The organism is Nonomuraea endophytica (assembly GCF_014203235.1).
Classification (GTDB): domain Bacteria; phylum Actinomycetota; class Actinomycetes; order Streptosporangiales; family Streptosporangiaceae; genus Nonomuraea; species Nonomuraea endophytica.
Map to the genome: position 1 here is coordinate 203,818 of NZ_JACHIN010000013.1, position 12,990 is coordinate 216,807.

Annotated in this window: 11 protein-coding genes; 5 read left to right on the forward strand and 6 right to left on the reverse strand. The window is 70.3% G+C overall.

Going from position 1 to position 12,990, the window contains the following annotated elements; all coding sequences use genetic code 11:
* Window positions 1-6: 6 nt before the first annotated feature.
* The 4 genes from HNR40_RS39245 to glnA2 all read right to left on the reverse strand — a co-directional run bounded on the left by HNR40_RS39245 (window position 7) and on the right by glnA2 (window position 6,183).
* Complete coding sequence (locus tag HNR40_RS39245; RefSeq protein ID WP_221341362.1) at window positions 7-2,307, reverse strand: right-handed parallel beta-helix repeat-containing protein; 2,301 nt, start codon at window positions 2,305-2,307, stop codon at window positions 7-9.
* A 220-nt stretch (window positions 2,308-2,527) separates the two neighbouring features.
* On the reverse strand, window positions 2,528-3,130 hold the full coding sequence (locus HNR40_RS39250; protein ID WP_184970700.1) for a TetR/AcrR family transcriptional regulator: 603 nt from the start codon (window positions 3,128-3,130) through the stop codon (window positions 2,528-2,530).
* A 7-nt stretch (window positions 3,131-3,137) separates the two neighbouring features.
* Window positions 3,138-4,676 carry an MFS transporter gene (locus HNR40_RS39255; protein ID WP_184970702.1) on the reverse strand — a complete coding sequence of 513 codons (1,539 nt, stop codon included), beginning with the start codon at window positions 4,674-4,676 and terminating at the stop codon, window positions 3,138-3,140.
* Between the two features lie 145 nt (window positions 4,677-4,821).
* Window positions 4,822-6,183 carry a gamma-glutamylpolyamine synthetase GlnA2 gene (gene glnA2 / locus HNR40_RS39260; RefSeq protein WP_184970704.1) on the reverse strand — a complete coding sequence of 454 codons (1,362 nt, stop codon included), beginning with the start codon at window positions 6,181-6,183 and terminating at the stop codon, window positions 4,822-4,824.
* Window positions 6,184-6,335: 152 nt separating this feature from the next.
* On the opposite strand from glnA2, the gene HNR40_RS39265 reads away from it, so the two are divergent.
* Genes HNR40_RS39265 through HNR40_RS39275 form a run of 3 tightly spaced genes read left to right on the forward strand, consistent with a single transcriptional unit; the run spans window position 6,336 to window position 8,377 of the window.
* Entirely contained in the window at window positions 6,336-6,881 is a 546-nt protein-coding gene (locus HNR40_RS39265; RefSeq protein ID WP_184970706.1) for an EF-hand domain-containing protein, read from the forward strand.
* 14 nt (window positions 6,882-6,895) lie between these two features.
* The gene (locus HNR40_RS39270) at window positions 6,896-7,852 is read left to right on the forward strand and encodes a terpene synthase family protein (protein WP_184970708.1); all 957 of its coding nucleotides are present in this window, start codon (window positions 6,896-6,898) and stop codon (window positions 7,850-7,852) included.
* Window positions 7,853-7,882: 30 nt separating this feature from the next.
* The gene (locus HNR40_RS39275; RefSeq protein ID WP_184970710.1) at window positions 7,883-8,377 is read left to right on the forward strand and encodes an expansin C-terminal domain-related protein; all 495 of its coding nucleotides are present in this window, start codon (window positions 7,883-7,885) and stop codon (window positions 8,375-8,377) included.
* Here HNR40_RS39275 and HNR40_RS39280 read toward each other — a convergent pair.
* The gene (locus tag HNR40_RS39280) at window positions 8,321-9,307 is read right to left on the reverse strand and encodes a DUF5937 family protein (RefSeq protein WP_184970712.1); all 987 of its coding nucleotides are present in this window, start codon (window positions 9,305-9,307) and stop codon (window positions 8,321-8,323) included. The genes HNR40_RS39275 and HNR40_RS39280 overlap by 57 nt on opposite strands.
* Before the next feature lie 59 nt (window positions 9,308-9,366).
* On the opposite strand from HNR40_RS39280, the gene HNR40_RS39285 reads away from it, so the two are divergent.
* Both HNR40_RS39285 and HNR40_RS39290 read left to right on the forward strand, forming a co-directional pair.
* Window positions 9,367-10,584 (forward strand): MDR family MFS transporter, encoded by a 1,218-nt coding sequence (locus HNR40_RS39285; RefSeq protein WP_312896674.1) that lies wholly within the window; start codon window positions 9,367-9,369, stop codon window positions 10,582-10,584.
* A 67-nt stretch (window positions 10,585-10,651) separates the two neighbouring features.
* Window positions 10,652-12,421, forward strand: coding sequence for an NAD+ synthase (locus HNR40_RS39290; RefSeq protein WP_184970714.1), 1,770 nt, complete (start codon window positions 10,652-10,654; stop codon window positions 12,419-12,421).
* Here the strand turns inward: HNR40_RS39290 and HNR40_RS39295 are convergent.
* On the reverse strand, window positions 12,418-12,981 hold the full coding sequence (locus HNR40_RS39295; RefSeq protein WP_184970715.1) for a TetR/AcrR family transcriptional regulator: 564 nt from the start codon (window positions 12,979-12,981) through the stop codon (window positions 12,418-12,420). The two genes, HNR40_RS39290 and HNR40_RS39295, sit on opposite strands and share 4 nt — an antisense overlap.
* Window positions 12,982-12,990 lie beyond the last annotated feature (9 nt).

Consider the following 12,990-nt stretch of genomic DNA (forward strand, 5'->3'; position numbering starts at 1 on the left):
GCCACCTCACCCGACCACCCCCCGCTCCCCGGTACGGCGGCGCGGCGCCAGCACCACCACCGCCCACAACACCCAGACCCCGGTGAGCAGCCCCCGCACCCAGCCGGGACCCAGCGGAATGAGTGGAATGAGATGAACCGCCCGATCAAAGGCGTCGGCCGCGGTCAGCACCCCAAGCACCACCGTGAACCACCCGAACACCGGCCGGACCCGCCGCGCGACAGCACCCAGACAGACCAGCCACACCGCCACCCCGGCCAATGCGACCGCCGTCAGCAGAGGCGAGTCCGCGGAAGCGGCCACCACATCCAGCCCCAGACCAGCCACCCCAACCAGGGTCCCCACCACAAGCACCCTCCCGACACCCACGGAAGCACCCGCAACCGCCGGGTCTGCGGCGCCCGTCGTGTCCAGGGCGTCCACCGCGCCCGGAACATCCGCCGTGTCCATCGCGCCGGGAACATCCGCCGTGTCCGGGGCGCCCGACGCATCCGCAACCATCGGGTCTGCCATGACCCGAGCATTCGCCGCACCCGGAGCATCCGCCACCACGGCGGGAGCGCTCTCTTCAGGGCTTGGTGTCTCGGGAGGTGGCATGGGGAGTGCCTGCGTTTCGAAGGCCGACTTGGGCGATGTCGTGGCGGGCGGGCGGATCGGGTTGCGGTACCAGAACAGCAGGGCCAGCAACCCCAGCACCAACGATCCCCCCAACGCCAGCTGCGTCTCCACCTTCCCCAGCCCCGCGGCCCCGAACCAGTCGCACCCCGCCGGCAGCTGGGCGTCCTGGGCCGAGAAGTCCGAGCACAGGTACAGCTTGAGGATCTTGACCGGCTCCGCCACCCACCGATGCGACCCGCCCGACACCCCGGGCGCCGACGCACCGCACACCGGCAGCGCCTGTGGTGAGGACGCCCCGGTGTCGGCCTGGAAGCAGTTGCCCGTGCCCTGCCCGTCCCACCACACGTTCCGCCCGTTCGGACGCTGTTCGCCGGTCGGGCTGACGCCGAAGACGTTGCCCTCGTAGCGGTTGTGGTTGGAGGTGTCGGCCTGCTTGGCGAGCGCCTCCTCGCCCCGGATGAACGCCGGCACCCCGAACAGGTGGAACGCGCTGCCGGCGTGGCCCCAGACCCGGTTGTTCCTGAAGACGTTGTAGTTGCCGCCGGCGACCAGGATGCCGGTGCCCGGTGGCACGCCGACCTGGGGGCAGACCACGCCCTTCTCGTAACCGCGTTCGGCGGGCGGCTTCGCGCAGGTGCCGTCGCGTGTGTACCGGTAGTAGTCGCGGTTGTTGTTGTAGATCTTGTTGTTCTCGAACTTCGCGTGGTTCTGCGGGAGTCCGGGGTGGTCGGGCCAGAGGCTGTCCATCGTGGCGCCGACCATGTTGTCGTAGAACTCGTTGTCGTGCACCCACATCGAGTCGCCCGCGGTGCCCGAATAGCCGAGCGCGTTGTCGTGGCTCTTGCAGCGGCGGATCTCGATGGCGTAGCGGGGGACCTCGTGGCCCCGGCCGTCGTTGAGGTTGGAGGCGCTGCCGGGGTAGAGGCCGCCGTCGCCGTTGCCGTAGGACTCGCAGTCGGTGTAGAGGCCGTGGTCGCTGGCGAAGGTGAGGAAGCCGTACTCGTCGTTCCAGCGGGTCAGCACCTTGTCGATGACGAAGCCATCGGTCTCCAGGACGTACAGGGAGTTGAAGGTGGTGCGCTGGGCGGTGAAGTTGCGGAAGTAGATGCCGTTCGTGCGGTCGGCGCGGATGGCGTTGAGTTTGCGGTACTCCGCGTCGATGACCACGTCCAGCGGCCCGGCGCCCGTGCCCTCGATCTGCAGATCCTTCTTGCCGAGGATCGCGACGAGGTTCTGGTTGTGCGGGCAGGCCTGCTGCTGTTCGAAGGAGAGGATCTGGTAGCCCCAGCTGGACCAGCGGGCGGGGAGGTTCGCGCACGCGCCGGTGGGGGCGGCCCTGCCGGGCTCTTCCAGGTAGAGCCCGGGAAGGATGGCGATCGCCATGCCCGGCCTGTCGACCTTGTCGATGGCTTCCTGGAGGTTTCTGACGCCCTTTTGCTGACATAACTCGTAGAGCTGGATGTTTCGCTGCTTGAGGGCCGCGGGGAAGTTCTCGACGCGGCGCTCGAAGTCGGGCCGGTCGCTCTTGCAGACCAGCAGATCGGGCTCGGCCTGCCGGTGGGCCGGGACACTGCCGCTGCCGTCCGGGAGCGTGACCTTCCGCTCCTCGTGGGCCAGTGCGGCGGTGGCGGGTAACAGGAGCCCTAATGTCAGGGCGCCTAAGGCCACGATCCTGCGCATGGGGGGCATGGCCGCGAGACTAGAACATTGCTCACGTTCTGCCCAGCCCCGGAACCGCCATTCCCCGCCCCTCGTACGGCGGGCCGCCCCGCCGGACACCGCCGTTCCCTGCCCCCTGGTACGGCGGATCGCCCGCCGTACAAGCAAGGGATAGGTTCGGGGTGCGATCGAGGGATGGTTCAGGGGGGCCGATCAAGAGTGGCTCAGGGCGCGATCTAGGTGGGTCGGGTCAGGGGGCGATTCCGGCCAGGACCTGGTCGACGATGCCCTCGGCCAGTTCGGGGCCGCGGTCCGAGGTGTCGCCCCACTTGGTGAACCAGACCATCGTGCCGGTCAGGATGGCCATGGCCAGCTCGATCTCCAGCGTGGAACGGAGCTCGCCGCTGGCCATGCCCCGCTCCAGGACCTGGCGCATCGCCGCCCGGCGTGGCTCGATCGCGATCTTCCTGAACTTCTCGAACAGGTGCGGATACCGGTCCGACTCGCTCAGCGCGATGTTCATCACACACTTGGTCCTGACATGTCCGGACTCGTCGCGCATCTGGTCGAGCAGCGTGACCAGGTCGTCGCGCACCGACTCGCCCGCCAGCGGCGGCACCGGCGCCTTCAGCGTGGCCAGCGCGTCGACCACGAGGTCCTCTTTGTTCGACCAGCGCCGGTAGATCGTCGTCTTGCCGACCCCGGCCCTGGCCGCGATCGCCTCGATCGACAGCTCGGAGATGCCCATGCCCTCACCGATGAGGTCGAGGGTGGCCTCGAGAATGGCCTTCTCGGCCTTTTCGCTACGCGGCCGGCCCGCCGGACGGGCCGCCCCTGCATCCTGAATCGTCATCGCGGCCTCACACTACCGCTGGTTCCTTGTCTTCCACGGGCAGGACCGCCGCGGCCTTGCCCGGCATCCACTTGGCGACCACCCCGACGCCCACCAGGGCGATGACCGCCGAGACCAGAGCGGTCACGTGCATGCCGTCGATGAAGGCGTTGAAGGCGGGGCCGAGGATCGCCGGATCGCCCTGGGCGGCGGCGACCGTGTTGGTGATGGACTCGCCGGCCGCGTGCCGTGCCGCCTCGGGAAGGGCGGTCAGGGCGGGGGCGATCTCGCTGCGGTACGCCGAGGACAGGACCGCGCCCAGCACGGCCACGCCCAGCGCGCCGGCCACCTGGCGGACGGTGTTGCTCATCGCGGAGCCGACGCCCGCCTTCTCGCGGGGCAGCGCCTCCATGATCGCGGTCGTCGCGGGCGGCATGATGTTGGCCATCGCGGCGCCCTGGATGAAGAAGACGATCTCGATGAGCACGATCGGGGTATTTTGATCGAACAGCGCGTAGCTGGCCAGGATCAGGGCGATGATCAGCATGGCCACGGTCGAGGAGAGCTTGGCGCCGAAGCGCTCGTTGATCCGCTGGCTGAGCGGCGCGAAGATGAGCTGCGCGGCGGCGAACGGGATCATCATGGCCCCCGCCTGCAGCGCGCTGAAGCCCAGCACGATCTGCAGGTAGAAGGTCAGGAAGAACATCCCGCCCATCATCGCGAAGAAGACGATGCCCATCATGCCGATGGCCGAGCTGAAGCGGACGTTGGAGAAGTTGCGGACGTCGAAGGCGGGGTGCTCGACGCGCCGCTCCCACCAGACGAAGGCGCCCAGCACGATCAGGCCGAACAGCGTCGGCAGCAGGACCTCGGCGTTGAGGACCGAGCCCAGCTCGCCGCCGCGGATGATGCCGTAGACGACCGCGACCAGACCGATGATCGACAGGATCACGCCCACCGGGTCGAGCTTGGAGGGCTTCGGGTCACGCGACTCGGGCACGATCGTGCCGATGAGGATCATGCTGATGATCACGATGGGCACGTTGATCAGGAAGACCGAGCCCCACCAGAAGTGCTCGATCAGCAGGCCGCCGGTGATGGGGCCGATCGCCACCGCCAGGCCGACGCCGCCGGCCCAGACGCCGATGGCCTTGCCGCGCTCGTGGGGCGGGAAGACGTTGGAGATGATGGCCAGCGTGGCCGGCATGATCGCCGCGCCGCCGATGCCCATCGCGGCCCTGGCCAGGATCAGCTGCGTCGGATCCTGACTATAGGCGGAGGCCAGTGAGGCCAGCCCGAACAGCAGCATGCCGATGAACAGCATCCTCTTGCGCCCGGTACGGTCACCGATGACGCCGAAGGTGAACAAGAGGCCGGCGAACACGAGGGTGTAGGAGTTGATCGCCCACTCGAGCTCGCTCTGGGTGGCGCCCAATCCTTGGACCGGATCGGCGATCGTCTTCATCGCCACGTTGAGGATGGTGTTGTCGAGCACGACCGCCAGCAGGCTGAAGACGAGCACGCCAAGAATCGCCCATCTGCGGGGGTGTCCGTTGGTGGTTTCCATGGGGGAATGGTCCTTAATTTCGATACGGGAAAGTTTCGCAACGTCACCGTATCGCAAGAGATTCCGATACGCAACGGTCCCGTTTCGTAAGGAAGCTCACAAAAAGGGGCCGAGGGGATGCATCCCTCGGCCCCTCGGGAAGCCCCTACAGAACCGGCAGGTAGCGGCCCAGCTCGAACTCGGTGACCTGGCGGCGGTAGTCGCGCCACTCCGCGCGCTTGTTGCGCAGGAAGAAGTCGAAGACGTGCTCGCCCAGCGTCTCCGCGGCCAGTTCGCTCTGCTCCATGACCCCGATGGCCTCGTCCAGCGACTGAGGCAGGGGCCGGATGCCCAGGGCACGGCGTTCGGCGCTGGTCAGGGTCCAGACGTTGTCCTCGGCGGCCGCCGGGAGCTCGTACCCCTCCTCGATGCCCTTCAGGCCGGCGGCGAGGATGACGGCGAAGGCGAGGTAGGGGTTGCAGGCGGAGTCCAGCGAGCGGAACTCGATGCGGGTCGAGCCGCCCTTGTGCGGCTTGTACATGGGAACGCGGACCAGCGCCGAGCGGTTGTTGTGGCCCCAGCAGATGTAGGAGGGGGCCTCGCCGCCCATCCCGGCGATGGCCTCGGCGCCGCCCCAGAGGCGCTTGTAGGAGTTGACCCACTGGTTGGTGATCGCGGTGATCTCGGCGGCGTGCCGCAGCAGGCCCGCGATGAAGGAGCGGCCGGTCTTGGAGAGCTGGTATTCGGAGCCCGCCTCGTAGAAGGCGTTGCGGTCGCCCTCGAACAGCGACATGTGGGTGTGCATGCCGGAGCCCGGGTGCTCGGTGAACGGCTTGGGCATGAACGACGCCCAGATGCCCTGCTCCAGCGCCACCTCCTTCATGACCAGGCGGAAGGTCATGATGTTGTCGGCGGTGGTGAGGGCGTCGGCGTAGCGCAGGTCGATCTCCTGCTGGCCGGGCGCGCCCTCGTGGTGGCTGAACTCCACCGAGATGCCCATCGACTCCAGCATCATGATCGCCTGGCGCCGGAAGTCGTGGCCCGAGCTGTGCGGGGTGTGGTCGAAGTAGCCGCCCGCGTCGATCGGCTCCGGTCTCTCCCCGGTCACCGGGCGGTTCTTCAGCAGGAAGAACTCGATCTCGGGATGGGTGTAGAAGGTGAAGCCCATGTCGGCGCACTTGGCGAGCGCGCGCTTCAGCACCCAGCGCGGGTCGGCGTGCGACGGCGAGCCGTCCGGCATCAGGATGTCGCAGAAGATCCGGCCGGCGCCCGGGTTCTCGCTGCGCCACGGCAGGATCTGGAACGTCGACGGGTCCGGCTTGGCCAGCATGTCCGACTCGTAGACACGGGCGAAGCCCTCGATCGCCGAGCCGTCGAAGCCGATGCCCTCGGCGAAGGCGCCCTCGAGTTCGGCTGGGGCGATGGCGACCGACTTGAGGAAGCCGAGGACGTCGGTGAACCACAGCCGGATGAACCGGATGTCGCGTTCCTCGAGCGTGCGGAGCACGAACTCCTGCTGGCGGTCCAAGGCAGCCCCTCGTGAAGACATTGGTGGTCGCTTACAGGATGCCGTGTCCGTGTTTCGCACACGTTACGTGCCCCTCCGGTGCGTGGCTCACTGACAAACCACCCGCGTCCACCTAATGTGAGCACGCAGATCAGTCTCGGGGGAGGCATTTCGTGGCTATCGACCTGCGCAATCACAAACTCGACCGCGCCTTCGACCACATCGACGTGAGTGGCGGCGGCGAGATCGAGCGTGCGGACCTTCTGGGTCTGGGCGCGCGCATCCTGGTGGGCTTCGGCGAGTCGCCGACCTCGGCGACGGGCACCAAGCTCGTCGACAGCTTCGACGGGATCTGGGCCGCCCTGTCCGGGGTGCTGGACCGCGACGCGGACGCGCGCATGACCCGGGAGGACTTCCACAAGGCGATGGCGGCGGCGTTCATCGACGGGGAGCGCTACGAGCCGGTCTTCCGTCCCGCGATCCAGGCGGTGGCGGAACTCTGCGACGCCGACGGCGACGGGTTCGTCAGGCCGGGCGAGTTCCGCACGATGCTGAGCGCCTTCGGCACCGCCTACGACGACGTGGACGAGGCCTTCGACCGCCTCGACCGCACCGGGCAGGGGGTGCTGTCGGTGACGGACCTGGTCGACGCGGCCAAGGAGTATTACACCGGCGAGGACCCGCACGCCCGCGGCAACTGGTTCTTCGGGCCCCTGTGATGGTGATCGCCTCCATGAGGGACGTGCTGCGTTCCGTGCTCGCGAGGAAGCCGGTGCTTCCCGCGCCCCGCCGCGGCGGCAGTCCGGCCGAGGCGCTGCTGCCGCTGGTCGAGCGGGTGCCGGCGATGGCCGCGCCCTGCCGTATGCATCCGTCGGTGTACGCGATCGAGGCCGCCGTGCTCGACTGGGCCCGCAGGACGGGGCTGCGCGCCGATCCGGGCGTGGGCTTCCACCGGATGGCCGGGCGGGCGTTCGCGGAGTTCGACGCGGCCGCCGCGGCGTTGTTCGCGCAGTGGCTGACGTGGCTCTACCACTTCGACGACGAGCTCGACGAGGGGCCGTGCCCGCTGGAGATCTTCCAGGGCCTGCTCCAGGGTACGGCGCAGCATCCGCTGGAGTCGGCGTTCGCCGACCTGTGGCGGGTGACCAGTGCCAGGATGAGCGACCGGTGGCGTGCCAGGTTCGCGATGGGGTTGCAGCGCCAGCACGACGCCTGCCGTACCGAGGCCAGGAACCGGGCGACGGGCCGGATCCCCACGATCGAGGAATACCCGGCGCTGCGCAGGGGCACCGTCGGCCCCTACCTTTACGACCTGGTCGAGCCGTGCCTGCGCGTGGAGGTGCCGGACTGGGTGCACGCCTGCGACGCCTGGCGCGAGCTGGTGGAGGCGTGCAGCGACACGATCGCCTGGTGCAACGACGTCGCCTCGCGCCCGAAGGAGCAGGGCGACGCCCACAACCTGGTCGTCATCGCCATGCACGAGCTCGACCTGGACGAGCGGGCGGCGACCGGGTGGGTGCTCGACCGCGTCGAGGAGCGCTGCGCCGACATGCGCGCGGCGGCCCGCATGCTGCCGCTCGACGAGCTGGAGCCCAAGGAGGCCCGCGACGCCAGCAAGGTGGCCTGCGCCTACCTGGCCGCGCCGCGTGCCCACCTGGACTGGCTGCTGGAGTCGGCGCGATATACGTAACGTGACCGCGCGATTTCACTATGTACTCATGTGGCGCGGCACAGACGGCGGAGGCGGCGGGGTCGGCGGGGGCTCAGCGCGATCTCGGCGCTGGGCGCGGCGGGCGTGGTGTTGTGGACGGTCAACCTGTTCAACGGGCCCGCCTGCGCGGTGCCGCGGGCCGATCCGCAGGCGGAGCGGTCGCTGGGCTTCGTGGTGAAGCCGGGCTCGGACGAGGAGTGGCTGGCCGTACAGGTGCTCGATCACGGCGGGCCGCTGCGCAGCGTCGAGGTCCGCGTGGACGGCCGCTGGCGCGACCTGCGGCGGCGCGCTGACGGCTACTGGGTGGCGCGCGACGGCGCTGGCGACGGGCCGTTCGCGTTCCGGGTCACCGACGTGCGCGCGCACCGCAGGACCGTCGACGACCTGGACCTGGCTCCCGGCGAGGTGCAGCGCACCGGCGTCTTCCTGTACGGCCCCGCCCGCCCTTCACCCGCTCCCACGCCGGCTCCCGCCGCTGCCGACAGCCAGCGCGTCTCCTGTTGAGGTGCGCCGGTAGACGACCTGCTTGCCGACGCGCATGCCGACCGCGAGCCCGCCGTCGCTGAGCACGCCGAGGTGCTGGCTGACCGCGCCGGCGGTGAGCGCCATGCGGCGGGCCAGCGCCGAGGTCGTCGCCGGCTCGGCCAGCGCGAGCAGGATCTGCGCCCGGCTCCTGCCGATGAGGGCGGCCAGCGCGCCGGGCGCGGGCGGCGGCCCGTCCTCCCACAGCGTGCCGACGCCCAGCACGGGATAGATGAGCGCCGACTGGTACGGCGCGGTCATCACGGCGACCGACGGCCAGTAGAAGGCGCTCGGCACCAGGACCAGGCCGTCGCCGTGCAGGCCGCTGTCTTCGCACCAGGGGCGGTCGACGAGCAGGCGCTCGCCGGTCCAGACGACGGCGGAGTCGAGGGAGGCGAACAGCTCGCGGGCGCCGCCGGTGGCCAGTTGCCGCGAGCGGCGCAGGACGTCGCGTTCGAGCAGGCCGTAGACGCGCGGCCAGTACTCGGCGAAGCAGGCGTCCCAGTAGGCCTGGAGCGCGTCGGCGGCCCGGCGCAGGCCCGCTTCGGGGTCGGCGCGGAAGCGTTCGGTGACGGCCCGGTCGACGTTCGCGACCCTGTCCGCCTCCTGGGCCGCGGTCTCGGGCGGCGTGCGCCGTACCCGGTCGAGCTCCTGCGCGAAGTCGGGCAAAGGGGTGTCGGGCGGCGGCGTGAGGAAGTCGGCGATGTAGCCCTCGGCGGGGACGAGCGCGAAGAGCTCGTCCATGTCGAGCTGGGCCAGGCGGGGGCGGACCGCCTTGATCCACGGCAGGTGGACGAGCTGGCGGGCGGGGTCCTGGAGCGTGCGCAGGCTGGCGACGAGCTCCCACAGCGGGGAGAAGCCGAACCGGATCCTGGCCACGTCTTCGCTCTTGAGCACCCAGGTGACTCCCATAGGTTTTAGTGTGCCCTAAATCGTTGGAGCCCCAAAAGCGGATATCTCATGCTCTGGGGGTGACTAACGCACTGGCCGAGAAGCCATCCTTCCTGCGGTCGAAGGTCGGCGGGCTGCCCAGGCCCTTCTGGGCGCTGTGGAGCGGCACGCTCGTCAACCGCCTCGGCACCATGGTGCTGCCGTTCACCGGCGTCTACCTGACCCAGGCGCGCGGGCTGTCGGTCGCCGCGGCCGGACTCGTGATGGCACTCTTCGGCGCCGGGTCGCTGATCTCCCAGCTGCTGGCCGGGGTGCTGACCGACCGGATCGGCCGCCGCGCCACGCTGGCCGGCGGCATGCTGGCCACCGCCGCCGCCATGATGTGGCTCGGCTACAGCACCTCGTTGCCGTCGATCCTGGCCGCCATGTTCGTGCTCGGCGTGGTGATCGACGCCTACCGGCCCGCCTCCAACGCGCTCGTGGCCGACCTGGTCCCGCCCGCCGAACGGCCGCGCGCCTACGGGCTGCTGTTCTGGGCGATCAACCTCGGCTACGCGGTGGGCATGACGGCTGGCGGCTGGCTGGCCGAGCTCGGGTTCGTCTGGCTGTTCTGGATCAACGCCGCCACCAGCGTGGCCTTCGCCGTGCTGGTGTGGCGGGCGGTGCCGGAGACCGCGCCGCCGCCCCCGGCCGAGGGGACGGCCGGCGGCGGGTTCGGCACGGTGCTGCGTGACCGGGTCATGGTGGGCTTCACGCTCGTCGTGCTGGGCAACGCGATCATGTACTCGCAGACGTTCACCATGCTCCCCGTCGCCATGACCAAGGTCGTCGGGCTCAGCACCGGCGAGTTCGGGCTGGCCATGGCGCTCAACGGGGTGCTCATCGTGGTGGTGCAGCCCCTGGTGTCCAACTGGCTGGGCCGCCTGGACGCGCCCATCACGCTGGCCACCGGGCTGGCCGTGATGGCCGTCGGCTTCGCCCTCACGGCGTTCGTCACCAACGTGGCCATGCTCGCGCTCACCATCGTCGTCTGGACCGCCGGCGAGATCGTGACCGCGGGCATCGTCGGCACCATCGTGGCCGCCCTCGCCCCCGCGCACCTGCGCGGACGCTACTCCGGGCTGTACGGCTTCGCCTGGTCGGCCTCGACCGTGCTCGCGCCGCTGGCCGGCAGCGCGCTGCTCGGCGTGAGCCCCGGCGCGCTGTGGTTCACGCTCGGCGGCGTCGGCATGCTCTCGGCCGCCGGGATGATCGCCCTCGGGCCCGCCGTCCGCCGCAGAAGCGCCCTGGCAGCCTAGAGCCAGGGACATCCCGGCACGGCGACGCCTCCGCAGGTACGAATGCGCCGCAGACTAGGCTGGTCGCGTGGCTCAACTGCGCATCGCGCTCGTCCAGACGAACCCGACGGTCGGCGACCTGTCCGCCAACGCCGACAAGCTGCTCGCGTGGACCCGCGAGGCGGCCGGGCGCGGCGCCCACCTCGCGGTCTTCACCGAGATGTTCCTCACCGGATATCCCGTCGAGGACCTCGTGCTCCGCACCTCCTTCGTGGAGGCCAGCATCCGCACGCTGGAGGAGTCGGCGACCCGCCTGGCCCTGGAAGGGCTCGGCGAGCTGCCGGTGATCGTCGGCTACGTCGACCGCGCCGGGCTCGCGCCGCGCGCCGGCCGGCCGAAGGGCGCGCCGCTCGACGCCGCCGCGCTGCTGCACCGCGGCGAGGTCGTCTACCGCACGGCCAAGCACCACCTGCCCAACTACGGCGTCTTCGACGAGTACCGCTACTTCGTCCGCGGCGACCGGCTGCCGATCTTCCGGCTGCACGGGGTCGACGTGGCCGTCGCGGTCTGCGAGGACCTCTGGCAGGACGGGGGGCCCGTGGCCGCCGTCGCGCAGGCGGGGGCCGGGCTGCTGGTCGCGCCGAACGCCTCGCCGTACGAGAAGGACAAGGACGACGTGCGGCTGGAGCTGTGCGCGCGGCGCGCGCGCGAGGCCGGCTGCCCGCTCGTCTACGTCAACCAGGTCGGCGGACAGGACGAGCTGGTCTTCGACGGCGACTCGCTGGTCGTCGACGAGACGGGCGTGCTGGTGGCGCGGGCGCGGCAGTTCCAGGAGGACCTGCTCGTGGTGGACCTGGATCTGGCCACCTCCGACGCGCCGCCTTCGCAGGTCGCTTACGACGCCGGCGACGGCTCCACGATCACCGTCGACCGGTTCGTGCTGTCGAAGGAGCCGGTCGCCCCTTACGAGCCCGTCCCGGCGCCGCTGGCCGCGCCGCTCGACGCGCCCGCCGAGGTCTACCACGCGCTGGTGCTGGCCGTACGCGACTACGTGGCCAAGAACGGCTTCCAGTCGGTCATCCTGGGCCTGTCGGGCGGCATCGACTCGGCGCTGACCGCGGCCATCGCCTCCGACGCCGTCGGCCCCTCGCGGGTCCACGTCGTGCTCATGCCCTCGCGCTACAGCTCCGAGCATTCCATCGGCGACGCGGAGGAGCTGGTGCGGCGGCAGGGCGTCCACTCGCGCGTCGTGCCCATCGGCGACATCGTCAGCGGCTTCGAGAAGGAGATCGAGCTGTCCGGCCTGGCCGCGGAGAACCTCCAGGCGAGGGTACGCGGCATGATCCTCATGGGCCTGTCCAACGAGCACGGCCACCTGGTGCTGACCACCGGGAACAAGAGCGAGCTCGCCACCGGCTACTCCACCCTCTACGGCGACTCGGCCGGCGGTTTCGCGCCCATCAAGGACGTGCCGAAGACGATGGTGTGGGAGCTGGCCCGCTGGCGCAACGCCCATCACAGCCCGCTGTTCGCGATGGACGTGCCGGCACCCATCCCGGAGAACTCCATCACCAAGGAGCCGAGCGCCGAACTCCGCCCCGACCAGCGCGACACCGACTCGCTGCCGCCGTACGAGGTGCTGGACCGGCTGCTGGACGACTACGTGGAGAAGGACATGGGCTCGGCCGAGCTCATCGCCGCCGGCCACGATCCGGCGCTGGTCACCCGGATCATCAGGCTGGTCGACCTGGCCGAGTACAAGCGCCGCCAGTATCCGCCCGGCCCCAAGATCACCCCGAAGAACTTCGGCCGCGACCGCCGCCTGCCCATCACCAACCGCTGGCGCGAGCAGGCCTAGCCTGTCGCCAGCACGGCCCGGCAAGTGGTCAGGATGAGGGCGTCCAGCTCCGGGGGAGGGGTGCGCCCGGCCAGGAGATGGCGGCGTACGGCGCCGTAGGGGACGTCGGCCAGGACGAACATCAGGTGCTGCCGGTCCGCGCCCGGGTGGCGCGCGAGGTAGGCGTCGAGGGCGTCCGCCGTCGACGTGTTGACCTCGGCCAGTTCGGGTCCGAGCTGGTCCGGCCACTGGGCGGCCAGGTCTTCCCTGCGGTGCAGGAGCAGGGCGGCGGCCGCGGCGGGGTTGGCGCGGCACCATCGGGGCGTGTGCAGGGCGGCCGCCTCGACGTCGTCGTCCGCCATGGCGGCGATGAAGCCCTCACGGAAGCTCTCCACGCACCGCAGCCACAGCCTGGCCAGCAGCAGGTCGCGGGAGGCGAAGCGGTGGTAGAGCGATCCGATCGGGGCGCCGGTGCGCGCCGAGACGGCGGCCATGGTGACGGCGGCGGGGCCGCCGTCACCGAGGATGGCCAGCGCGGCGTCCAGCATCTGGTCCTGGGTGAACTTCGCCGGTCTTCCCACGCTCGCCCT